A 23829-nucleotide genomic window follows, 5' to 3' on the forward strand; every position below is an offset into this window, starting at 1 on the left:
GTGAGTCGGCGCTCCCCACAGCGCGTGACCCATTGACCCGAGCTCAATGGAGCCATCCTCAGGGACGCCCAGACCGTAAACCACACTTAAGTGGTCTCGTTTTCACAACATCACCGCATGGCGAAAACCCGAAATCCGGACAAACGGATAGGAGACAGACACGTGCGAAACGGACGGTTAGCTCACCTTCCGGAGTGTCACGGTCGGAATGCGGACACCTGAACGCAATAATCCGCTTGACAAACGCGAACAGCCCCTCCCGTCACCACACTTGTGACGGGAGGGGCTGTTCGTCAGCCGGACTACGGGCGGTCCCCAGGCGCCGCCTGGGGAACCCCGGTACTACTTACCGGACTTGGCGCGCGACGCGGTGCGCGAGCGCTCCTTCTGGTCCAGGACGACCTTGCGGATGCGGACGGCCTCCGGGGTCACCTCGACGCACTCGTCGTCGCGGCAGAACTCCAGGGACTGCTCCAGGGAGAGCTTGCGGGGCGGCACCACGTTCTCGGTGTTGTCCGCGGAAGCCGCACGCATGTTGGTGAGCTTCTTCTCCTTGGTGATGTTCACGTCCATGTCGTCGGAGCGCGAGTTCTCGCCGACGATCATGCCCTCGTACACCTCGGTGCCGGGCTCGGTGAACAGGACGCCGCGCTCCTGCAGGTTGATCATCGCGAACGGCGTGACCGAACCGGCGCGGTCGGCGACCAGCGAACCGTTGTTACGGGTCACCAGCTGGCCGAACCACGGCTCGTGGCCCTCGTGGATCGAGTGGGCGATACCCGTACCGCGGGTGTTCGTCAGGAACTCCGTACGGAAGCCGATGAGGCCGCGCGACGGGACGACGAACTCCATGCGGACCCAGCCGGAGCCGTGGTTCGACATGTTGTCCATGCGGCCCTTGCGGACGCCCATGAGCTGCGTGACCGCGCCCATGTGCTCCTCGGGGACGTCGACCGTCATGCGCTCGACCGGCTCGTGGGTCTTGCCGTCGATCTCCTGCGTGACCACCTGCGGCTTGCCGATGGTGAGCTCGAAGCCCTCGCGGCGCATCTGCTCGACCAGGATGGCGAGCGCGAGCTCACCTCGGCCCTGGACCTCCCAGGCGTCCGGGCGCTCGGTGTCGAGGACGCGGAGCGAGACGTTACCGATCAGCTCGCGGTCCAGACGGTCCTTGACCTGGCGGGCGGTGACCTTGCGGTCCTTGACCGCGGACTTGGCGTCCGCGCCCTTGCCGCTGCCGCCGCGGCCGACCATCGGGGAGGTGTTCGTACCGATGGTCATGGAGATCGCCGGCTCGTCGACCGAGATCAGCGGGAGCGCGATCGGGTTCTCCGGGTCGGCCAGGGTCTCACCGATCATGATGTCGGGGAAACCGGCGACCGCGCAGATGTCACCCGGGCCGGCCACCTCGGCCGGCTTGCGGGTGAGCGCCTCGGTCATCATCAGCTCGGTGATGCGGACGTTGGAGATCGTGCCGTCACGCTTGATCCACGCGACGGTCTGGCCCTTGCGGAGCTCACCCTGCTCGACGCGGACCAGGGCGATGCGGCCGAGGAAGTTGTCGGCGTCCAGGTTGGTGACGTGGGCCTGGAGGGGCGCCTCGTCGTCGTACACCGGGGCGGGGACGTGCTCCAGGATGGTGGAGAAGAACGGCTCCAGGCTGTCGCTGTCCGCGGGGACGGTGCCGTCCTCGGGCTTGGTCAGCGAGGCGACGCCGTCACGGCCACAGGCGTAGACGATCGGGAACTCGATCTGCTCCTCGGTGGCGTCCAGGTCCAGGAACAGGTCGTACGTGTCGTTGACGACCTCGTCGATCCGGGAGTCCGGGCGGTCCGTCTTGTTGATGCAGAGGATGACCGGCATGTTCGCCTGCAGGGCCTTGCGCAGGACGAAGCGGGTCTGGGGCAGCGGACCCTCGGAGGCGTCCACCAGCAGGACTACGGCGTCCACCATCGACAGACCGCGCTCGACCTCACCACCGAAGTCGGCGTGGCCGGGGGTGTCGATGATGTTGATCGTGATCGGGGCCCCGCCGTCCTTGGGGTGATACTTCACCGCCGTGTTCTTGGCGAGGATCGTGATGCCCTTCTCACGCTCCAGGTCGTTCGAGTCCATCATGCGGTCGTCGAGGTGCTGGTGGGCGGCGAAGGCACCGGCCTGCTTGAGCATGGCATCGACGATGGTCGTCTTGCCATGGTCGACGTGGGCGACGATGGCGACGTTACGGATGTCGTGGCGCGTGGGCACTTCGGCGCTTCTCCCGGGATCGTGGATGGCGTCGCGTACGGTCCGGCACGCGCGCCTCGACCGGGCGGAAAACCTGCCACGGCCTTACCCCATCGTACGTCGCGTGGCGGGAACTGCCCGCCGGGGGGTCTGTCAAGAGGCCGGATGACTGAGGAGGACCGGGTCTGGGGTGGGGGGTCCCGGGCATCGGTGGAGCGGTGAAACTAAGGGAAAACACGCGGGTCAACGGGTATGCACGACCTTGCCCGCCGGGGTGTCCGGCGGGCAAGGGAATTGAGTCACATCTGAGCTTGTGACCCGCGGGTCAACCTGACTGGCACCTCTTTGTCACTACTTCTTCTCCTTGGCGTTCTTCTCCGTGGCGGCCGGGGACTTCTTCCAGCCGATGTCCTGGAAACGGGGGGCGCCGAGGCCGAAGGCACCCGCGTTGACCAGGCTGGGCTTGACCGCCACGAGCTCGGGACGCTGGTAGAGCGGGATGGATCCGGCGGCGGCCCAGATCCGGGCGTCCGCCTTGCGGATCAGATCGCGGGAGGCCCCCTCGTCCAGCTCGCCGAGGGCCTGGTCGAACAGCTGGTCGATGTGGTCGGTGCCGACCCGGGTGTAGTTCTGTTCGACGAGGAGCGAGCCGTCGGCGGCCGGCTCCGGCTTGGCGAAGATCGGCCGCGCGTCGGTGGCCGGGTAGGCGGTCGCGGGCCAGGAGTAGAGCGCCAGGTCGTACTGGCCCGAGGCGATGTGGTCCTTGAAGAAGCTCTCGTCGGCGACCTTCTTCAGCTCGGCCTGGATGCCGACCTTCTGGAGCATCTGGGCGATGCGCTCGCCGACCGCGCGCAGCGACTCCGAGCCGGGGCCCGAGGGGAGGACGAAGCGCAGGCTGAGCGCCTTGCCGTCCTTGGCCAGCATGCTGCCGGAGGTACGGGCCTGCTTGGCCGGGGCGGGCGCCGCCGAGGCCTTCCCCTGCCCGGCCCCGTCGCCCTCGCGGACCGGGGCGCCCTTGGCGTCGGTGTCGGTGGTGGCGGTGTCCCGCGCCGCGTCCGGGCCGGCGGCCGCCCGGGCCACGTCGGCCTGGGCGAGCAGCGAGGCCTGCTGCTGGGCGGCGAGCGGGGTGACCGTGAGCGCCGGGGACAGTCCGGGACCGGCGGCGGGCCGGGCGTCCTGCGGGTTCCCGGCCCCGCCCTGCTCGTCCCCGGCCCGCTCGTCCCCGCCCCGCTCGTCGCCGTTGCGCTCGTCGTCCTGGCCGACGACGTACAGGCCGTCGTTCCCCGTGCCCGGCCCGGCCGGGGTCTTCCCGTCGTCCTCGGAGCTCGCCTCGGGGCCGGCCTTCGCGCCCGCCGGCTCGGTGATCTTCCCGCCCCGCCTCCAGCCCGCGTCGGCGAGCAGTGCCTGGGCCGCCTGGGTGTCCTGGCCGCCGAGGGCGTCGCTGTTGTCGGCGTACGCCGGCTGCCCGGCCAGGGCCAGGTGGCTGCCGACGGGCTTGGCGGGCAGGCCCAGCGGCTTCAGGACGATCTCCGCCAGCGCCTTGCGGTCCAGGGCCCGGGCCACGGCCCGCCGGACCCGCTCGTCGGCCAGCGGCCCCGAGGCGCCGTTCATGGCGAGCTGGGTGTAGGCCGGCTCCAGGGACTTGCGGACCGCGAAGGTGCGCAGGGCGTTCTGCTCCTCGGCGTACTTCTTGGCGGCCTCGGCGTTCGCGGCCCGGCTGGCCTGCTCCTCCTTGGCCTTGCTCTCGTCCGCGCCGTAGGCGATCGCCCAGGACATCGTGGCCTGCGCGGCGGTCACCGAGGCCCCGGGCCCGTGCGCCGGGGCTCCGCCGGCCCCCTCGGCCCCCTTGGCGGCCTTCGCGTCCCGGTGGGCCAGCGCGATCCGGTCTGCGCCGGTGCGGTCGATCTCCGCCATGTCGAGCTTGCCGGCGGCCAGCGCGGCCGGCCGCTCCGCCCGGGGCACCGCCGTCAGCACCAGGGTGTCCAGCTTGGCGGGCCGGCCCCACCAGCGCGCGTTGCGGGTCAGGGCGACGGTCGCGGTCTTCTTGTCGACGGCGCCGAGGTTGAAGGCTCCGGCGGTGACCTTGAGGGCGCCGCGGGCCCCCTCGTTGAAGGCATCCGGGGTGCCCGTGACCTGCTTCGGGTAGAGCGGCGTGAACAGGGAGCGCCAGTCGGTGTACGGCTTGGCGAAGGTGACCTTGACCTCCAGGTCCGTCTTGCCGCGCTCGATCTTCTCGATCCGCTCGTACCCGGCGTTGCGGGCCGTCCAGTAGGCCGAGTCCTTGCCGTTCAGGGCCCGCCACTGGGCGACGAAGTCGGCGGCTCCGATCTCCCGGCCGTCGCTCCACACCGCCTGCTGGTTGAGCTTGTACAGGACGACCTGCTTGGGCTCGCGTGCGACGATCTCGGCCTTTTCCAGGTAGTCCGGATTGGCCACCGGCTGGCCCTTGGCGTCCATGACGAAGAGCTGCGGCAGCACCGCCCCGGCGATCCGGGCGGTGGTGGCGTCCGCATCGGCCTGGAAGGTGTTCAGGGTGTCGGGGAGGGTGTCCACGGCCCAGCGCACGACCCCGCCGTCGGCGACCCTGTCGCGGGAGGTCATCGCGATGTCCTGTCCGGCGGCGACGGGACCGCCCTCCTCGTCACCCGCGCCGCAGCCCGCGAGCAGCGGCAGTGCGAGGACTCCCGAGGTCAGGAACGCCAAGGACCTGCGCCTTCTCTGGGACATGGGTGGTACCTCCGGGGCGGGGCGTGGGGAAGCGGGGGCTCAGGCGGCTTGATCACGTTTGGCGGTATATGGAGCTGATCACACTGGGTGCCGGAACCCACTGAAATCCACCGCCCGCCGGACCTCCCGCAGCGGGCCCGCGCCACGCCGCCAACCCCACCCGTGCGGACCAATCCGGCTTGCGGCCGCGGCGCCGGACGCGGGTGCGGACCACCGGGAAGGGGAGGGGAAGGGGGCGGGCAGGGGCGCACGGATCGCGCCTGCGCGCCCGCAATCGCCGCACGTCCCTTCACAACCGGGGACGGGAGGCGCGACACTCTCAGGCGCACATGAGCGTTGCCACCGCACCCCGCGGAAGTGAGGGCAAGTCATGTCCCTGCAAGACGATTTGACCGCCGTACGGCGGAACCTGGACGAGCTCACCCGCAAGGTGGAGCAGCTGGAGCGGCAGGCCGCGCACCGGCCCCCGGCGGGCGGCGGATCCGCGCCCCCGGACCCGTCGGGGATGGTGACCATCCCCGACACCCCGTACGACAGCTCGCTGTGGACGGACACCGACGACGAGGGTCTCGGTGCCCGGAACCGCCGGGCGCCCTGATCCGGTCCGCACGCCCCCGGTCACCCTTCATCACTCCACCCGGAGTTCCCTTTGGCCACAGGTACGGAACCATCCCGGCAGCCGACCGGCGTCCACGGCCCCACCCGCGCCGCGATCGCGGCCCGGCACCTGCGGACCGACCGGTGGTGGCTGGCCCCCGCCGGCACCGCGGCCGGGCTGCTCGCGTTCATCGTCTACTCGACGTGGCGGGCCTTCGCGAACGCCGACTACTACGCCGCCCCGTACGTCTCGCCGTTCTACTCCCCGTGTCTCGCGGAGAACTGCCGGGAGATGCGCAGCGGCCCGAACCTGGACCTGTTCGGCAGCTGGTGGGGCCTGTCCCCCGCCCTGCTGATCCTGGTCTTCCCGCTCGGCTTCCGGCTGACCTGCTACTACTACCGCAAGGCGTACTACCGGGGCTTCTGGGCCTCGCCGCCCGCCTGCGCCGTCGCCGAGCCGCACGCCGCGTACAGCGGCGAGACCCGCTTCCCGCTGGTCCTGCAGAACGCGCACCGGTACTTCTTCTACGCGGCGGTGCCCGTCGCGGGCATCCTCACGTACGACACCGTGCTGACCTTCCGCGACGGCGACTACGCGTGGGGCCACATGGGCCTCGGAACCCTGCTGTTCCTGGTCAACATCACGCTGATCTGGGCGTACACGCTGTCCTGCCACTCCTGCCGGCACATCATGGGCGGCCGCCTGAAGCACTTCTCCAAGCACCCGGTGCGCTACCGGCTGTGGGGGTGGGTCAGCCGGCTCAACGCCCGCCACATGCTGCTGGCCTGGTCCTCCCTGATCAGCGTGGCCCTGTGCGACTTCTACGTGTACCTGCTGGCCAGCGGCACCTTCACCGACCCGAGGATCTTCTGACATGGTTCAAGTCGACCGGCAGCAGTGGGACGTGGTCGTGGTCGGCGCGGGAGGCGCCGGACTGCGGGCCGCGATCGAGGCCCGCGAGCGGGGCGCCCGTACGGCCGTGATCTGCAAGTCCCTGTTCGGCAAGGCCCACACCGTGATGGCGGAGGGCGGGATCGCCGCCTCCATGGGCAACGTCAACGAGGGCGACAACTGGCAGGTGCACTTCCGCGACACCATGCGCGGGGGCAAGTTCCTCAATCAGTGGAGGATGGCCGAGCTGCACGCGAAGGAGGCCCCGGACCGGGTCTGGGAGCTGGAGACCTGGGGCGCGCTCTTCGACCGCACGCCCGACGGGAGGATCTCCCAGCGCAACTTCGGCGGACACGAGTACCCGCGCCTCGCACACGTGGGCGACCGGACCGGCCTGGAGCTGATCCGCACCCTCCAGCAGAAGATCGTCCAGCTCCAGCAGGAGGACTTCAAGGAGTACGGGGACCACGAGGCCCGGCTCAAGGTCTTCCAGGAGTGCACGGTCACCAGGGTCCTGAAGGAAGGGCCGAGGGTCTCGGGGGCCTTCTGCTACGAGCGCGAGTCCGGCCGGTTCTTCGTCCTGGAGGCCCCGGCGGTGGTGCTGGCCACCGGCGGCATCGGCAAGTCCTTCAAGACCACCTCGAACTCCTGGGAGTACACCGGCGACGGCCACGCGCTGGCCCTGCTCGCGGGGGCTCCCCTGCTGAACATGGAGTTCGTGCAGTTCCACCCCACCGGCATGGTCTGGCCGCCCTCGGTCAAGGGGATCCTCGTCACCGAGTCGGTGCGCGGCGACGGCGGGGTGCTGCGCAACAGCGAGGGCAAGCGGTTCATGTTCGATTACGTCCCGGACGTCTTCAAGGAGAAGTACGCGGAGTCCGAGGAGGAGGGCGACCGCTGGTACGAGGACCCGGACCACAACCGGCGCCCGCCCGAGCTGCTCCCCCGCGACGAGGTGGCCCGGGCCATCAACTCCGAGGTCAAGGCGGGCCGCGGCTCCCCGCACGGCGGGGTGTTCCTGGACGTGTCGACGCGGATGCCCGCGGAGCGGATCCGCCGGCGGCTGCCGTCGATGTACCACCAGTTCAAGGAGCTGGCGGACGTGGACATCACCGCCGAGGCGATGGAGGTGGGCCCGACCTGCCACTACGTGATGGGCGGCATCGCGGTCGACTCGGACAGCGCCGCCACCGTCGGGGTCCCCGGGCTCTTCGCGGCGGGCGAGGTCGCGGGCGGCATGCACGGCTCGAACCGGCTCGGCGGGAACTCCCTCTCCGACCTGCTGGTCTTCGGGCGCCGCGCCGGGCTGCACGCGGCCGGGTACGCCGCCTCCGCCGGCCGCCCCGCAGTGTCGCAGGCGGAGATCGAGGCCGCCGCCGCGGAGGCGCTGGCCCCGTTCCACGCCGACGAGGGCGCGGAGAACCCGTACACGCTCCACCAGGAGCTCCAGACGACCATGAACGACCTGGTCGGCATCATCCGCCGCGCGGGCGAGATGGCCGAGGCCCTGGAGAGGCTCGCCGCCCTGCGGGTACGGGCGGCCCGGGCCGGCGTCGAGGGGCACCGGCAGTTCAACCCGGGCTGGCACCTCGCCCTGGACCTGCGGAACATGCTGCTGGTCAGCGAGTGCGTGGCCCGCGCGGCCCTGGAACGCACCGAGAGCCGCGGCGGGCACACCCGCGAGGACTGCCCCTCGATGGAGCGGGACTGGCGGCCGGTGAACCTGCTGTGCCGCCCGGTGGACCCGGCGCCCGCCGATCCGGCGGCCGGCCGGATCGCCCTCGTCCGCACCCGTACCGAACCCATCCGCCCCGACCTGCTCGCGCTGTTCGAGAAGGACGAGCTGGTCAAGTACCTCGCCGAAGAGGAGCTCTACGAGTGACTACCTACGACGCCCGCTTCCGGATCTGGCGGGGCGACACGGAGGGCGGCGAGCTGCGGGACTTCACCGTCGAGGTGCACGACGGCGAGGTGGTCCTGGACATCGTCCACCGGCTCCAGGCGACCCAGGTCCCGGACCTGGCGGTCCGCTGGAACTGCAAGGCCGGCAAGTGCGGCTCGTGCAGCGCGGAGGTCAACGGGCGGCCGCGGCTGATGTGCATGACCCGGATGTCGACCTTCACCCGGGAGGAGACGATCAGCGTCACCCCGCTGCGGGCCTTCCCGGTGATCCGGGACCTGGTGACGGACGTGTCGTTCAACTACCGCAAGGCGCGGGAGGTGCCGGCCTTCGTGCCGCCGCAGGGGGTGGCGCCGGGCGCGTACCGGATGCGGCAGGAGGACGTGGAGCGCTCGCAGGAGTTCCGCAAGTGCATCGAGTGCTTCCTGTGCCAGGACACCTGCCATGTGGTGCGGGACCACGAGGAGAACAAGCCCGCGTTCGCGGGACCGCGCTTCCTGATGCGGGTGGCCGAACTGGACATGCACCCGCTGGACGCGGCGCAGGAGGCGGGCCTGGACCGCAAGCGCGCCGCCCAGGAGGACCACGGGCTCGGCCTCTGCAACATCACCAAGTGCTGTACGGAGGTCTGCCCCGAGGGCATCAAGATCACCGACAACGCGCTGATCCCGCTGAAGGAGCGGGCCGTGGACCGCGCGTACGACCCGCTGGTGTGGCTCGGGAACAAGATCCGGCGCCGGACCGCCCCGTAGCGACCCCGGCCGTTCCCGGCGGCGGTGGCCCCGCCCCGCACCCGCCCGGTCGGGGCCACTCCGGGTGCGGGGGCGGGGAAGCGCCCATAATCTCCCAAATGTGACCCCGCCGAGTAGCAGGACGCTGTCCGCCCTCGCCGCCGCGCTGCTCGCGTTCGGCGGGTGGGGGGTGGCCGGGGCGCCGTCGGCCCGGGCGGACGACCCCGTCACCCTGTCCGCGCAGGGCCAGATCACCGACCGCGTCGGCGCCCTCGGCGACCGGCGGCCGGCCGTCGTGGCCGCGCTCGACAAGCTGTACGCGGACCGGAAGATCCAGCTCTTCGTCACCTACGTGAACGACTTCTCCGGCCGCTCCGCCCAGAGCTGGGCCGACGCCACCGCGCAGAAGAACGGCCTCGGCCAGGACGACGTACTGCTCGCGGTGGCGACCGGGGCCCGGCAGTACGCCTATTCGGCCGACGCGGACTCCGGGTTCACCGAGGAGCAGCTCGCGGCGGTGGCCCGTACCGCCATCGAGCCCGCCCTGCGGCAGAACGACTGGGCGGGCGCCGCGATCGGCGCGGCGAACGGCTACGACGCGGTGCTCGGCGGGCAGCCCGTACCCGTCCCGAAGATCACCCCGGGCGAGGCGGACCCGGGCGGCGGGGCGGGCGGCCAGAGCGGGGCCGGGGACTTCGTGCTCCCGGTGGTCGTCGTGGGCGCGGCAGGCGCCGTCGGGGCGTTCGCGTACACCCGGCGCCGGCGCAAGACCGGAGCCGCTGCGAGGGGCACCACCGGCTGGGGCGCGCAGCCGGCCACCACGACCGCCCTGCCGCTGCCGGAACTCGACTCCAAGGCCAAGGCGTTGCTCGTGGACACCGACGACGCGGTCCGCACCAGCACCGAGGAACTCGGCTTCGCCTCGGCCCAGTTCGGCGACGAGGCGGTCGGCACCTTCACCGCCGCCCTGGAGCACGCCAAGAGCGAGCTCACCCAGGCCTTCCGGCTGCGCCAGCAGCTCGACGACGCCTACCCGGAGGACGACGCGACCCGGCGGCGGATGCTGGACGAGATCGTGGCCCGCTGTACGGAGGCGAACCGGCGGCTCGACGCCGAGTCGGCGGACTTCGACCGGCTGCGTGACCTGGAGAAGAACGCCCCGGCGGCGCTGGCCACCGTGGAGGCGCACTTCAGCGAGCTGGCCGGCCGTACGACGACGGCGGAGGCCACCCTGACCGCCCTCGCCGGCCGGTACGCGGACTCGGCCTCGGCCCCGGTGGCCTCCAACGCCGAACAGGCCAAGGCCCGGCTGCTGTTCGCGACGACCAACCTCGGCGAGGCGCGGGTCGCGATCGACGCCGGGGACAACGGCAGGGCGGCCGTGCACGTACGGGCCGCCGAGGGCGCGGTGGACCAGGTGGCGACCCTGGTCGACGCGGTGGAGCGGCGGGCGCAGGAACTCGCGGAGGCGGCCGGGAAGCTGGACGGCGCCCTCACCGAGACGGAGACGGACCTCGCGGACGCGCGCGGCCTGCTGAGCGGCACCGCGGAGGGGGTCTCCACGGCGGACCTGCGCGGCCGGATCGGCCGGGCGGAGGCGGTCCTGGCCGACGTACGGCGGGAGCGGGCGGGCGGCCGCTACGACCCGATCGACGCACTGCGGCGCACCGAGGAGGCGGACGCGGCCCTCGACGAGGCCCTGGCGGGGGCGCGCGAGCGCGAATCGGGGCGCCGGCGGGCGGTGGCGCTGCTGGACCAGGCGCTGCTGACGGCCCGCAGCGCGATCGGCGCGGCGGCGGACTACGTCACCACCAGCCGGGGCGCGGTCGGCAGCCAGGCCCGGACCCGGCTCGCGGAGGCGCAGCGCCACCTGGAGCGGTCGCTGACCCTGACGGACTCGGATCCGGCGGCGGCCCTCGCCGAGGCCCAGCAGGCGGACGCGCTGGCGCGGCAGGCGCAGCAGCTGGCGGAACAGGACGTACGGGGCTACCAGGACCCCTACGCCGGCGGTGGCGGCCGGCGGCAGGGCGGCGGGATGGGCGGCGCGGTGCTCGGCGGGATCATCCTCGGCGAGATCCTGCGCGGCGGGGGCGGCGGTGGCCGGGGCGGCTTCGGCGGCGGGGGCTTCGGCGGCGGCGGTTTCGGCGGGGGCGGCGGACCCGGCCCGGGCTCCTTCGGCGGCGGCGGCACGCGCGGCCGGATGGGCGGCGGCGGCCGCTTCTGAGGCGGCCGCGACCGATGCGCCGCACCCCTTCACCCAAGGAGATCAGGATCATGAGCAAGCAGACCGTCCTCGGCCGCGTCACCCAGCTGGCGAAGGCCAACATCAACGCCCTGCTGGACCAGGCGGAGGATCCGCAGAAGATGCTGGACCAGCTGATCCGCGACTACACGAACAACATCACGGAGGCGGAGACGGCGGTCGCGACGACCATCGGCAACCTGCGGATGCTGGAGGCGGACCACACGGAGGACGTGGACGCGGCCGCGGAGTGGGGCCGCAAGGCGCTCGCGGCGAGCCGCAAGGCGGACGAGCTGCGGGCGTCCGGGGCGGCGGGGGACGCCGACACGTTCGACGGCCTCGCGAAGGTCGCGCTGGGCCGCCAGCTCCAGTCGGAGAAGGAGGCGAAGACGGCGGAGCCGACGATCGCGGCGCAGACGGAGGTCGTGGACAAGCTGAAGTCCGGGCTGGATTCGATGCGGAACAAGCTGACGGAACTGAAGGCGAAGCGCGACGAGCTGGTCGCGCGGGCGAAGACGGCGCAGGCGCAGAACACGATGATGGACGCGGTGAAGAACATCGACGTGATGGACCCGACGAGCGACCTGGCCCGCTTCGAGGACAAGGTCCGCCGGGAGGAGGCCAAGGCCCTGGGCAAGCAGGAACTGGCGGCCTCCTCCCTGGACGCCCAGTTCGAGGCCCTGGACGACCTCGGCACGTCCTCGGAGATCGAAGCCCGCCTGGCGGCCCTCAAGTCCCGCTGATCCGGCCCGTCCGGCGGTCGGAGGGCCGGGGTCCGGGGGCCGCGGCGCCCCCGGCACGGGCGGCGCCGACACGCCCCCGGAGGGGCCGGTCAGCCGTACATGCTCAGCAGTTGCTCCGCCGACAGCTCCGAGACGGACTCCCCGTCAGCCCCCGGCAGCGGGAGTTCGAACCACACCGTCTTCCCCCGGTGGGTCCGCCGCGTGCCCCAGCCCGCCGACAGCATCCCGACCAGCTGGAGCCCCCGCCCGCCCTCGTCGGTGTCCCGCGCCCGCCGCCGCCGGGGCTGCACCAGGTTCGCGTCCCACACCTCGCACACCAGCGTCCGGTCCAGCAGCAACCGCAGCCGGATCTCCCCTTCCCCGTACCGCAGCGCGTTCGTCACCAGCTCGCTGACCAGCAGTTCGGTGGTGTCCAGCAGCCCCTCCAGCCCCCAGGCCGGCAGCTTCGCGCGCGCCAGTTCCCGCGCGCGCCCCACCGACCGGGCCTCCCTCGGCAGCTGCCAGTCCCCCACCGCGTCCACCGGCAGCCCCTGCACCCGTGCCATCAGCAGTGCGATGTCGTCCTCCCCGTGCCGCGTGTCGAGCGTGTTCAGTACGTGGTCGCAGACGTCCTCCAGCGGCCGCACCGGATCGGCCAGGGCCTCCCGCAGGCCCCGCAGGCCCTCCTCCAGCGGGTGGTCCCGCGACTCGACCAGCCCGTCCGTGTACAGCGCCAGCAGCGCGCCCTCGGGGAGGTCGACCTCCACCTCCTCGAACGGCTCCCCGCCCACGCCCAGCGGCATTCCCGTCGGCACCTCCAGCAGCAGCCCCGGCCGCGGCGCGCCTCCCGGTTCCGGGGGTTCGACCAGCACCGGCGGCATGTGGCCGGCGTTGGCGATCGTGCAGCGGCGCGTCACCGGGTCGTAGACGGCGTACACGCAGGTGGCGAGGTAGACCTCCGAGCGGTCCGCGTCCCGTGAGTGCAGCGCCGCCCGCGAGGCCTGCTGGGAGCCGCCGGGCGCGCCGAGCCCCCGGGCGATCTCGTCCAGCGCGCTCAGCACCTCCGCCGGTTCGAGGTCCAGCAGCGCGAGCGTCCTTACGGCCGTGCGCAGTTCGCCCATGGCCACCGCCGCCCGCAGTCCGCGGCCCATGACGTCCCCGACGACCAGCGCCGTCCGGTGCCCCGGCAGCTCGATGACGTCGAACCAGTCGCCGCCGACCTCGGTCGCCGCGTTGCCCGGCAGGTAGCGGCAGGCGATGTCCAGTCCCGCCGCCTCCGGGTCGCCCGGGGGCAGCAGGCTGCGCTGGAGTATCAGCGCCCGCTCGTGCTCGCGCCGGTACAGCCGCGCGTTGTCGATGCAGACCGCGGCCCGCGCGGCCAGCTCCACCGCCACGGCCCGGTCGCGTTCCCCGAAGGGCTCGCTGCCCTTCGTACGGGAGAACTGGGCGAGTCCGACCACGGTGTCGTGCGCCACGAGCGGCACCACGAGCGTGGACTGCACGAGGTCGTCCGCCCCGCCGGACACCAGCAGCCGGGGCTGCGCCGTCCGCAGCGCGAGCGCTCCGGGCGAGGCGGCCGGGTAGCGGTGTACCTCCCCTACGGAGACCAGCGCGCCGGGACCCGACAGCGGCGCGTCCGACACCGCCGAGGCGAAGGCGACCCGCCGCAGCGGCGCGGACGGGGCCCGCCCGGCCCCCTGTCCGGGCAGCGACGGCAGCCCCGGGCCCTGCGGCCGGGCGGGCCGGTCGTCGTCGCCGAGCAGCAGCCCTTGGTACAGGTCGACGGAGGCCAGGTCGCAGAAGCCGGGGACGGTGACGTCGAGGAGTTCCCGGGCGGTGGTCTCCAGGTCGAGGGAGTTCCCGATCCGGTGCCCGGCCTCGTTGAGGAGGGCGAGGTTGCGCCGTACCCCGGCGGCCTCGCGGGCGGCGAGGTGGCGCCGGGTGACGTCGGTGCCGAGACCGGCGACGCCGATGGGGCGGCCGGAGCCGCCGTGCACCCGGTAGAGGTTGATGGACCAGTGGCGGTTGTCCCGGCTGCCCGGGGCGGCGCCGGTGATCCGCAGATCGGTGACGGACTCCCCGGTCTCCAGCACCCGGCGCAGGGCGTCGGACATCCGGTCGGCCTCGTGGGCGGGGAGGTAGTCGTGGACGGTGCGGCCGCGGTGCTCCTCGGCGTCGCCGCCGAACACGGTCGCGAAACGGCGGTTGGCGCGCTGCACGGTGAGGTCCGTACCGAAGAGGAGGAATCCGAAAGGAGATTGGCCGAATATGGCCTGCGAGGCGGCGAGATCGGATTCGATCCGCCGCAGCGCGCGTACGTCGACGACGACGCACAGCGCGGCTCGCTCACCGGTCTCCGCCCTGGTCGGCATCACATAGATCTCGGCCACCCCGTGCGCACCGTCGCCGCCGGGGATCCGGAACGGGACGAGACCCGTCCATTCCTTGCCGTCGAGGATCTCGGCCACCTTTCGGTGCCCGCCGGCGCGCAGTTCCGGCGGCATGAAGGCCTCGACCGGATCGCGGCCGACCGTCTGGGCCGCGGTGAGGCCGAACAGCTCCTCGGCGCGCAGGCTCCACTGGTCGACGAGCCCGTCCGGACCGATCGAGAACGACGCGACCTTTATGTAGTCATATATCGAGCCAGGCGGGCTGCTGTGCCACATGGAGTCGTGCCATGACTCCTCGGGCACTCGGGCCTGATGTGCCTGCGCAGGTATCTCGCTCACGCGACCGTCCCCTCCAGCTCACCGCAACCGGACCGGCCATGACCGAAGTATTCAGCACCACGGCCCCGGACGGCACGACGTTCACGATCACAAAAAGGTCCCGTTAGTTTCCGGCCACGTCCGGTGATCGTCGGCCATCCTTCCCCTTGTTACTGACCAGGAAGAGCCAACTCGAACCACACCGTCTTGCCCGACTTCCCGTGCCGGGTCCCCCAGCGCCGCGCCGAGACGGCCACGAGGTGGAGTCCGCGGCCACCTTCGTCATCGGGCTCCGCGACGCGCTCGCGGGGCGGATCCGGAAGCGGATCGGAAACCTCCACGAGCAGTGCTGCGCCCCCCTCGGAGTTCCCGGCGGCCGGATCCGGCCGTACCAGCCGGACCCCGATGGGCCCGGACGCGTGGCGCAGGGAATTGGTGACCAGCTCGCTGACCAGCAGGACGGTCACGTCGCCGACCGCCTCAAGGCCCCAGGCCCGGAGCTTTCCGCGCACGGCGTGGCGGGCGGTGCGGACGGCGCCGGGCTCGGCGGGGAAGGCCCACTCGGCGCATTCACCGTCTGTGTCGATCACGCCGATCACTTCCCGGGCCGGCAGCGACCCCAGTCGGGTTCAGCAGGGACAGAGCCACGAGGAGGAGCATGAGAGAGGAACCAATAGCGACATACCCCACATTTGGGGCGTCGTACCACTCGATCCCACACGCACCGGCGCACTGTGGCGCAGACGGCCTACAGCGCGAGCACCATGCGCCCCGGTGCGACCCGACGTGCTCCCGGCCCCCCGCCTCCGCCCCGGCGCGGACCAGGCGCGGGCATCGCGCGGGGGCGTCGCGGGCGTCAGGCGGGGGCGTCAGGCGGGAGGGCATCGGGCGGGAGGGCATCGGGCCCGGTCGTCAGGCCCGGCCTTCGGCGCGCAGTCTGCGGCCGGCCTCCGCGACCGCCGGCCGGTCCTGGTCGAGCCAGTCCACCGAATCCAGCTCCTGCGGCCCGAGCCAGCGCAGCTCGTCGTGGTCCTCCAGCGGAACGGGCTCCCCGGACACCAGCCGGGCGGTCCACACGTGCAGCACGAGGCCCGGTTTGAGGGGCCACTCCCCCGGGATCCGCTCCAGCGCCTGCGTCTCGACGCCGAGCTCCTCGCGCAGTTCGCGCACCAGCGCCTCGGGTACGGACTCGCCCGGCTCGGTCTTCCCTCCCGGCAGCTCCCAGCGGCCGGCCAGCTCCGGCGGCGCGCTGCGGCGGGCGGCCAGCAGGCGCCCGTCATGACAAAGGGCTCCGCCCACGACCACGCGTACAGTCATGGGCGGAGCCTATGTCAGTGGCCCGGCCGGCCCGCCGTTCAGTTCTTCGTGGCCGTCTGGCTGCCCTGACCGAGCCGCTCGACCCAGTAGAGCTGCTTGTGCCCGTGGCCGCCGAGGCTGTCGACGACCTTCTGGGCCTCGGACCGGGTGGCGTACCGGCCCACCCGATAGCGGTTGCCGTTGTCGTCCTGACGTATGACCAGCCATGGGAGCAGGGCACCGCTCTCGCTCATCGCGCTTCACCCTCCGCCGATGTACCCGCCCGGGAAACCCCATTGCGCATATGCCCGACCTTACGCCCGACCTTTACAGAGCGGATACGGTTTTTCACGAAGAGGTACCTCACAGGCGTACGCATCCGGCCATGCGTACGAGTGCGCCGTGCGCGCCGGTTCACAGCGGGCGCACGGGGTCACCGGCGGCCGTCCTCCCAGGTGACGGCGGCGGCGGGGGCGGGCGCGGCAGTACTCACGCGCGGCCCAACGGACGCGCGCCGGGGGCGAGTCCGGCGACGACGCAGGTGCGGGCGCTCTTCTTCGCACCGGATCCGGCCGGTATGACGCCTCGTCACACCGCCCGGTTCACCGCACGGGCAGGTGGTAGGCGAGCCGGTACCGGTCGGCCGGAACCACCACATCGGCGGTCTCGACGGCCAGTCCGGACGCGAAGTACGTACGCCCGATGACCAGCACGACGTGTCCCGGCACCCCGCCGAGGAGCAGGATCTCCTCCGCCAGCCCCGGCCGCGCGCCGACCTCCTCCACCACGTTGTCCACGACGACGTCGATCGCGGCCATCCGGTCGACGACCCCCGAGCCCCCGAGCGGCCCTTCCTCCGGCAGCATCACCGGCGTGCGCCCTGTCACCGCCAGCGGCTCCCACGAGGTCGACAGCATCATCGCCTCGCCCGCGTCGCGGAAGACGTACCGCGTCCGCATCACGCGGTCGCCCGCCGCGATGCCGAGCCGCTTGGCGATCTCCGCCGGCGCGGCCGTCTGCTCGCTGCCCGACTCCCAGGTCCCGCGCGCACCCGCCTCCGCCTGCTCCTGCCGGAACGGCGTCGAGACGCCGCCCGTGCGGTACCCGGAGCGCGCGACCCGCCGCGGCACCGGCTGCTCCCGTACGTACGTACCCGACCCGGACCGGCCCTCGACCAGCCCCTCCGCCATCAGGACCTTGCGCGCCTCCAGCGCGACCGTGTCCGAGACCCCGTACTCCTCGCGGATCCGGGCCTGCGAGGGAAGCCGGGCGTGCGGGGGCAGGGACCCATCGACGATCTTCCGTCGCAGATCCCCGGCGACGCGCAGATAGGCCGGCTGCTCACCGAAAGTCACTGGCCACTCCCATCAGGTTGACAGACAGCTACACCCTGGCAACCGACGGTTGTGCACCGCAAGCAAGGGCCAGAGTTTCACCCGAAGTGATGAAGCCTGGTCACTCAAACCCCATGGCCACGCGTTACCCGAAAGCCGCGAATGCATGCAGCTGGGGCGACCGCACCGGCGGCCGCCCCAGCTGTTCACCTAACCCTCGGCTCAGCCGCTCAGAACTGCAGCGCCCAGGAGTCGATCTTCCCGGTGTCGGCGTTCGCGTTGTCGTTCACGCGCAGCTTCCAGACCCCGTTCGCGACCTCGGACGAGGCGTTGACCGTGACGGTCTTGATGATGTTGTCCGCGCTGCCGCCGGTCCGGTTGTGCAGGTTGTAGGCGGTGCCGTCGGGGGCGATCAGGTCGACCTTCAGGTCACCGATGTACGTGTGCTTGATGTCGAGCGCGACCTGGAGCGCCGCCGGGGCGTTGCCGGGGATCCCGCTGACGGTGAGCGGGGACTCGACCGTGGCGTTGTCGGCCACGGCGTAGTCGGCCGTGTTCTCGAAGCGGGTGCCCGGGTTCGGCGGGGTGGTGCCGGCGCCGACGTACAGCAGCCGGTTCGGGGAGCCGGATCCGGGACCGGTGACCACGTTCGGGGTGGCCGCGCCCACCAGGGCCGCGGAGACCTGGGACGGGGTGCTCGCCGGGTTCTGCGAGAGGTAGAGGGCGGCCGCGCCCACGACGTGCGGCGTGGCCATCGACGTACCGGAGATGGTGTTGGTGGCGGTGTCGCCGGTGCCCCACGAGGAGGTGATCGAGGAGCCGGGGGCGAAGATGTCCAGGATGGAGCCGTAGTTGGAGTAACTGGCCTTGGCGTCGGTGCTGGTGGTCGCGCCGACCGTGATGGCCTCGGCGACGCGCGCCGGGGACTTGGTGCTCGCGTCGGTGGACTCGTTGCCCGCCGCGACGCCGTAGGTGATGCCGGCGGCGATGGAGTTGCGTACCGCGGTGTCGAGCGCGGAGTCCGCGCCGCCGCCGAGGGACATGTTCGCCACGGCCGGCTTGACGGCGTTGCGGGTCACCCAGTCGATGCCCGCGACGACCTGGGCCGTCGTACCGGAGCCGTTGTTGTCGAGCACGCGGACACCGACGATCTTGGCCTTCTTGGCCACGCCGTAGGTGTTGCCCGCCACGGTGCCGGCGACGTGCGTGCCGTGGCCGTGGCCGTCCTGGGCGGTGTTGTCGTTGTCGATGGCGTCGTACCCGTAGGAGGCGCGGGTGCCGAACTCGCCGTGGGTGATGCGCACGCCCGTGTCGATGATGTACGCGGTGACGCCCTCGCCGGCCTTGTCCGGGTAGGTGTAGCTGTTGTCGAGGGGCAGGGCGCGCTGGTCGATGCGGTCCAGGCCCCAGGACGGCGGGTTGGGCTGGGTGCCCTGGGGGCCCTGGGCGTCGTCGACGGTGAACACCCGGTTCTGCACGACCGACGCGACCGCCGGGTCGGCGGCGAGCTTCCTGGCCTGCGCCTCGGAGACGGCGACGGAGTAGCCGTTGAGGGCGGCGCTGTAGGTCCGGTCGATCTTCGCGCCGTACCGCTTGGCGACGGCCTTCCCGCTGTCGGTGGTGGAGCGGGCGGCGGAGTCCTTCAAGGTCACGATGTAGCTGCCGGGGACCGCGTCGGCGGCGCCCGCGTTCTCTATGACGCCCTGCGGGGCGCCGTCCGCCGCGGCGGCGGGTAACGCGGCGGCCGCGCCGAGCGCGAGGGCCACGACGGCGGTCGCGCTGATGCCGGCGATCCTCCGGCGGGTGTGACGCATCACGGACATGTGGGGGTCCTCCTGGTTGGCGGGGGTGGCGGCGGCGGTCCGGGTGGGACATGGGGATCCGGGCGGACGTGCGTGGGGGTGCGTGGGCACGCAGGACCGCCCGTGCGGGCATGTCCATGACAAGAATTCCTGTCGGCCGGACCGCCGCCTCCGAAAGGTTGACCCACCGTCCCGGCATCCCACAAGAGGACAACGGACGCGTAACATCCGTGCCATACACCGGCCATGATTGAGCAAAGGTGAAGCGCACATGACGCACGCACTGCCCGGCTACGTCTGCCCCGACGACGGCGCGCGTGCGGACGTACGGACGGCGCCGTGGCGCTGCCCCCTGTGCGCCGGGCCCTGGGACCTCGATTTCACGCCGGACCCGGCCGCGCCCCTGAACCCGGCCGCCGGACCCCCCTCGCTCTGGCGGTACGGATCCGCGCTGCCGCTGCCGGGGGCTTTCGCCGTGACGCTGTCGGAGGGCAACACCCCGCTGGTCCCGATGGCCGAGCGGATTCACGCCAAGCTCGACTACCTGATGCCGACGCTGTCGTTCAAGGACCGGGGCGCGGTGATGCTCGCCGAGGTGGCCCGCCGGCTGGCCCCGCGGCGGGTGGTGGCGGACAGCAGCGGCAACGCGGGAACGGCCGTCGCCGCCTACTGCGCGCGGGCCGGGCTGAGTTGTGAAGTTTTCGTGCCCGAGGGCACCTCGGAGCGCAAGACCGGACAGATGCGGGCCCACGGGGCCGCCGTCCGCGTCGTCCCCGGCGGCCGGGAGGCCGCCGCGCTGGCCGCCCGGGCTGCCGCCGACGAGCCCGGCGTCTTCTACGCCAGCCACGTCTTCAACCCGTACTTCCTGCACGGTACGAAGACGTACGTGTACGAGATCTGGGAGGAGCTCGGCGGCCGGCTGCCGCAGGCCCTGGTCGTCCCGGTCGGCAACGGCACCCTGCTGCTCGGCGCCGCCCTGGCGGTGGCGGAGCTGGCCCGGCGCGGGGTGCGGCCGCCGGACCTGATCGCGGTGCAGTCCGAGGCGGTGGCCCCGCTGGCCGAGGCCTTCGCGGCGGGGGCCGAGGACGCCGCCCCGGTGGAGCAGCGGCCGACCCTGGCCGAGGGGATCGCGATCCCGGCCCCGCCGCGGGCCCGGCAGATCCTGGCGGCGGTCCGCGCCGGCGGCGGCACCTTCCTGACCGTCCCGGACGACCGGCTGCGGGCGGCCCAGCTCGACCTGGCGCGCCGCGGGCTGTTCGTGGAGCCGACGGCCGCGGCCTGCTGGGCGGCGGTGGGCCCGGGCGCGCCCGGCGACCCGCTGCGCGGACGCACCGCGGTACTGCCGCTGTGCGGCGCGGGCGCGAAGACGGGCCTGGCGCACTAGGGCCGGCGCACTGGCCGCGGCACCCTGGCGGCGTGGCGCGGGCGGCGCGGCTCAGTCCCGGGCGGCCCGGTCGTAGAGGGCCTTCGCCCGCTCGTCGAAGAGGGCGGCAGTGGAGTCCACGTCCGTGTCCCCGCCGCTCAGTACGCCGATCAGCCGGCCCGGCTCCCCCGGCCCGCCCCGGTCGGCGATCCAGGGGCTCCCGCTGGTGCCCGTCCAGAAGCCCGAACAGCCGATGTACAGCATGTCGGGGTCGTCCTCGTCGTGGCGGGTCTGCGTGGTGCAGGAGACGGGCTTGTTCTCCGGGTTGCGGTCGGACTCCGGGTAGCCGACCACCGTGACCTCCCGCTCGTAGCCGGAGGTCCAGTCGGGGCCGGGCGCCCCGCCCTCGCCCACGGTCTCCTGGAGGCTGCGGCCCTCCCCGTCGGGCTCGACGGTCAGGAAGGCGAAGTCGGCGGTGTCGTCGCCCCACTTCGTCCAGCGGTCGTCGACGTGGACCGAGCGGACCTTCCACACCCCGAAGGGCTGGCTCCCCGCTCCCTCTCCGGAGAAGCCGGGGGCGAAGGCGAGCTCACCGATGGCGAGGCCGTCGTGCGCGACCTCGCCGGGCTCCCCGTCCTCGCCCGCCGGGGCCACGCAGTGCGCGGCGGTGGCGACGACGTTGCCGTGGGGGCTGTCGACCACGCTGGCCGTGCACCAGTGCTCCCCGCCCGCCATGAGCACGCCGACGGTGGGGAAGGGGCGGGCGGCCACCCCGTCGGAATCGGCCGGCACCTGGAGGACCGCCACCGCGACCACCGCGGCGACCCCGGCCGCGGCAGCGGCGTAGGCCCCCTTCACCGCGGGGCTCATCCCACGGCGGGGTCGGGTGTCGGCGCCCGCATCACGTTGCTGATCCACTCCAGGGAGCCCTCCCTCATGCCGCGCACGTACGACTTTCCGTTGTGCTGACCATCCTCGATCACCTGGAGCCGGGTGTGCACGGGGCCCTTCCCGTACTCCCGCATGAACTGCTCGGCCCGTTCGCGGCCGCTCTCCTCGGTGCCGATCTGGAAGTTCACGTACACGTCCGGGCCGCCCTCCTCGATCAGCCTCTCGGCGAGCTTCTCGGGGTTGTTCTCGTCCATGGCCCGTGTGTTCCCCCTCCACAGCGGGGAGTCGGGGACGAAGTCGGTGCCGCTGGCGATCACCGCCTTGAAGCGGTCGGGGTACTTCAGGACGTGTTTGAAGGCGCCGAAGCCGCCCGAGGAGGAGCCCATGAAGGCCCAGCCGTCGCGGTCGGTGAAGGTGCGGAAATTGGCCCTCGTGAAATCCGGGACGTCATCGGCCATCCAGGTGCCCATCTTGGGCTCACCGGGGATGTCCGAGCCGTCGTAGTGGTGCTTGGTGTCGGCGTTGATCACCGGCATGACGAGGATGAAGGGCAGGCTGGTGCCCTCCTTGACCCCGTCGGTCACGGCCTGCTGGAGGCCGAGGGCGGGACCGGTGCCCCAGTAGTTCTTGGGGTAGCCGCGGCCGCCGGGGAGGGAGATCAGGACCGGGAAGCCGCTCTTGGCGTAGCGCGGGTCGTCGTACTCCTTGGGGACCCACACCCACACGTCACCCGTGAAGCCGGACTTCTTGCCCTTGAGGGTGGTGCGGGCGATCTGCGTGCCGTCGGGCAGCCGGGAGGTGCGGACGAATTCCGCGGCCGGGCCGGTGGGCATGCTCATGCCGGGCTGGATCTCGGCGGCGGCCGCCGTCTTCTGCTCGGTCTTCCCGAAGGAGGTGGGATCCCCCGTGTCGGAGAAGAGGCCCGACTGGTACGCCGCCACGCCCCCGGCGATGAGGGTGAGCGCGAGGCCGCCGCTGATCAGGAGGAGGCGCTTGCGCCGCCGGGGGCCTTGGTCGTCGTGGTCGTCGTGGTCGTCGTGTTGCCGCACGGAAATGTCCGTTTCCTCTCCGGCGCTTCCGAGGGAGCGCGGGTGGGACCGGTCGGTCCCCCTCACACCCATTACAGAGGATTGAACGACCGGACCGCCCGCGTGGGCGCGGGGGCGTGGCGAACGCCACTCCGCGCCGGCCGGCTCAGCCCGTGGTCGCGGGCTTGGGTGCCTTGAGCACCTTGCTGATCCACTCCAGCGAGCCCTCCCGCATGCCCCGCACGTAGTGCCAGCCGTTGTGCTCGCCGTTCTGGATGTCGCGGATGGTCATCTTGACCGGGCCCTTGCCGTAGGTGTCCTTGAAGCGCGTCATCGCCGGCTTGCCGCTCTCCTTGGTCCCGATCTGGAAGTTGATGTAGACCTCGGGCCCGTTGGTGTCGATCAGCTTGCCCGCGAGCTTCTCGGGGTTGTTCGCGTCCATCTCCGCCTGGTGCCCCTTCCAGAGCGGGGAGTCGGGGACGAGTTCGCCGCCGCTGGCGATCACGGCCTTGAACCGGTCCGGGTACTGCAGGAGCAGCTTCATGCCGACGAACGCGCCCGAGGAGGAGCCCATGAAGGCCCAGCCGTCGCGGGACTTGTACGTACGGAAGTTGGCGCGGGTGAAGTCCGGTATGTCCTCGGAGAGCCAGGTGCCCATCTTGGCCCGGCCGGGTATGTCGGAGCCGTCGTAGTAGTACTTGGCGTCCGGGTTGAGCACCGGCATGACCACGATGAACGGCAGGCTGGTGCCCGCCTTGACGCCCTCGCTGATGGCCTTCTGGAGGCCGAGGCTGCGGTCGGACCAGTAGTTGCCCGGGTAGCCGTTGCCGCCGGGGAGGGCGATGAGGACCGGGAAGGCGCTCTCGGCGTACTTCGGGTCGTCGTACTCCTTGGGCGCCCACACCCACACGTCGCCCTCGAAGCCGGACTTCGCTCCCGCGAGGCGGGTCTTGGCGATGATCGTGCCGTCGTCGAGCTTGGCGGTCTGCTTGAAGGCGGCCTTCGGGCCCGCCGGCATGAGCACGTCCGGGTCACCGGTCGGCGCGGCCGGGGAGGGCTCGCCGGAGGCAGCCGGGGCGGGCGTCTCCTGCCGCTTCGCGGCAGGCGGCCGGTTCTTGCCGAAGCTCACGGTCTCCCCGTTGCCCGAGAACCACTCGTACTTCCAGGCCGCGAAGCCGCTGCCGCCGAGCGCGAGCGCGCAGACCAGGCCCGCGCTGATCCACACCACGCGGCGCGACCGCCCGGGCGAGCGGCGCGCGGGCTCGTACGGCTCCTGGCCATCGGACTGCGGGCGCTGCGGGTAGTCGTGCACGAACTTCGCTCCGAACGGTCATGACTGCCCCGGGGGACGGGACAGAACGGCTGGGCAT

18 protein-coding genes are annotated in these 23829 nt (G+C 72.2%); 7 read left to right on the forward strand and 11 right to left on the reverse strand.

Translation table 11 applies throughout. The annotated features are described in order from the left end of the window. Positions 1-342 precede the first annotated feature (342 nt). Entirely contained in the window at positions 343-2247 is a 1905-nt protein-coding gene (typA, locus tag IE248_RS02945) for a translational GTPase TypA (protein ID WP_008737269.1), read from the reverse strand. A 330-nt stretch (positions 2248-2577) separates the two neighbouring features. Further along, positions 2578-4953, reverse strand: coding sequence for an ABC transporter family substrate-binding protein (locus IE248_RS02950; RefSeq protein WP_190029887.1), 2376 nt, complete (start codon positions 4951-4953; stop codon positions 2578-2580). A gap of 370 nt (positions 4954-5323) precedes the next feature. On the opposite strand from IE248_RS02950, the gene IE248_RS02955 reads away from it, so the two are divergent. The 6 genes from IE248_RS02955 to IE248_RS02980 all read left to right on the forward strand — a co-directional run bounded on the left by IE248_RS02955 (position 5324) and on the right by IE248_RS02980 (position 12058). Then, positions 5324-5551: an Rv0250c family protein gene (locus IE248_RS02955; RefSeq protein WP_190029888.1), complete on the forward strand. Its 228-nt coding sequence runs from the start codon at positions 5324-5326 to the stop codon at positions 5549-5551. Between the two features lie 51 nt (positions 5552-5602). Next, entirely contained in the window at positions 5603-6424 is an 822-nt protein-coding gene (sdhC, locus tag IE248_RS02960; RefSeq protein ID WP_190029889.1) for a succinate dehydrogenase subunit SdhC, read from the forward strand. Between the two features lies 1 nt (position 6425). Further along, positions 6426-8324, forward strand: a complete 1899-nt coding sequence (locus IE248_RS02965; protein ID WP_073795197.1) for a fumarate reductase/succinate dehydrogenase flavoprotein subunit — start codon at positions 6426-6428, stop codon at positions 8322-8324. Further along, complete coding sequence (locus tag IE248_RS02970; RefSeq protein ID WP_037798095.1) at positions 8321-9094, forward strand: succinate dehydrogenase/fumarate reductase iron-sulfur subunit; 774 nt, start codon at positions 8321-8323, stop codon at positions 9092-9094. Before IE248_RS02965 ends, IE248_RS02970 begins: the two co-directional genes overlap by 4 nt. A gap of 100 nt (positions 9095-9194) precedes the next feature. Then, positions 9195-11297, forward strand: coding sequence for a TPM domain-containing protein (locus IE248_RS02975; protein WP_190029890.1), 2103 nt, complete (start codon positions 9195-9197; stop codon positions 11295-11297). 50 nt (positions 11298-11347) lie between these two features. Further along, a complete protein-coding gene (locus IE248_RS02980; RefSeq protein WP_073795195.1) occupies positions 11348-12058 on the forward strand; it encodes a PspA/IM30 family protein in 711 nt (236 codons plus the stop codon). A gap of 89 nt (positions 12059-12147) precedes the next feature. On the opposite strand, the gene IE248_RS02985 is transcribed toward IE248_RS02980, so the two are convergent. The 6 genes from IE248_RS02985 to IE248_RS03010 form a co-directional block, all read right to left on the reverse strand. Continuing rightward, complete coding sequence (locus IE248_RS02985; RefSeq protein ID WP_037798093.1) at positions 12148-14703, reverse strand: SpoIIE family protein phosphatase; 2556 nt, start codon at positions 14701-14703, stop codon at positions 12148-12150. A gap of 212 nt (positions 14704-14915) precedes the next feature. Next, the gene (locus IE248_RS02990) at positions 14916-15344 is read right to left on the reverse strand and encodes an ATP-binding protein (protein ID WP_073795194.1); all 429 of its coding nucleotides are present in this window, start codon (positions 15342-15344) and stop codon (positions 14916-14918) included. A gap of 313 nt (positions 15345-15657) precedes the next feature. Beyond that, positions 15658-16062, reverse strand: coding sequence for a (deoxy)nucleoside triphosphate pyrophosphohydrolase (locus IE248_RS02995; RefSeq protein WP_008737284.1), 405 nt, complete (start codon positions 16060-16062; stop codon positions 15658-15660). Between the two features lie 38 nt (positions 16063-16100). Further along, a complete protein-coding gene (locus tag IE248_RS03000; RefSeq protein ID WP_037790894.1) occupies positions 16101-16295 on the reverse strand; it encodes a hypothetical protein in 195 nt (64 codons plus the stop codon). A 348-nt stretch (positions 16296-16643) separates the two neighbouring features. Next, complete coding sequence (locus IE248_RS03005; RefSeq protein WP_073795191.1) at positions 16644-17396, reverse strand: GntR family transcriptional regulator; 753 nt, start codon at positions 17394-17396, stop codon at positions 16644-16646. Between the two features lie 209 nt (positions 17397-17605). After that, a complete protein-coding gene (locus IE248_RS03010; protein ID WP_073795190.1) occupies positions 17606-19198 on the reverse strand; it encodes a S8 family peptidase in 1593 nt (530 codons plus the stop codon). A gap of 250 nt (positions 19199-19448) precedes the next feature. Between IE248_RS03010 and IE248_RS03015 the strand changes: the two genes are divergently transcribed. Then, positions 19449-20561: a pyridoxal-phosphate dependent enzyme gene (locus IE248_RS03015; protein ID WP_008737288.1), complete on the forward strand. Its 1113-nt coding sequence runs from the start codon at positions 19449-19451 to the stop codon at positions 20559-20561. 51 nt (positions 20562-20612) lie between these two features. Here the strand turns inward: IE248_RS03015 and IE248_RS03020 are convergent, their stop codons facing one another. The 3 genes from IE248_RS03020 to IE248_RS03030 form a co-directional block, all read right to left on the reverse strand. Continuing rightward, entirely contained in the window at positions 20613-21398 is a 786-nt protein-coding gene (locus IE248_RS03020; protein WP_229895102.1) for a trypsin-like serine peptidase, read from the reverse strand. Between the two features lie 8 nt (positions 21399-21406). Further along, positions 21407-22552 carry an alpha/beta hydrolase gene (locus IE248_RS03025; protein ID WP_073795187.1) on the reverse strand — a complete coding sequence of 382 codons (1146 nt, stop codon included), beginning with the start codon at positions 22550-22552 and terminating at the stop codon, positions 21407-21409. Positions 22553-22625: 73 nt separating this feature from the next. After that, a complete protein-coding gene (locus IE248_RS03030; protein ID WP_008737291.1) occupies positions 22626-23771 on the reverse strand; it encodes an alpha/beta hydrolase in 1146 nt (381 codons plus the stop codon). Between the last annotated feature and the right edge of the window lie 58 nt (positions 23772-23829).

It is taken from the genome of Streptomyces goshikiensis, from assembly GCF_014650555.1.
GTDB lineage: Bacteria > Actinomycetota > Actinomycetes > Streptomycetales > Streptomycetaceae > Streptomyces > Streptomyces goshikiensis.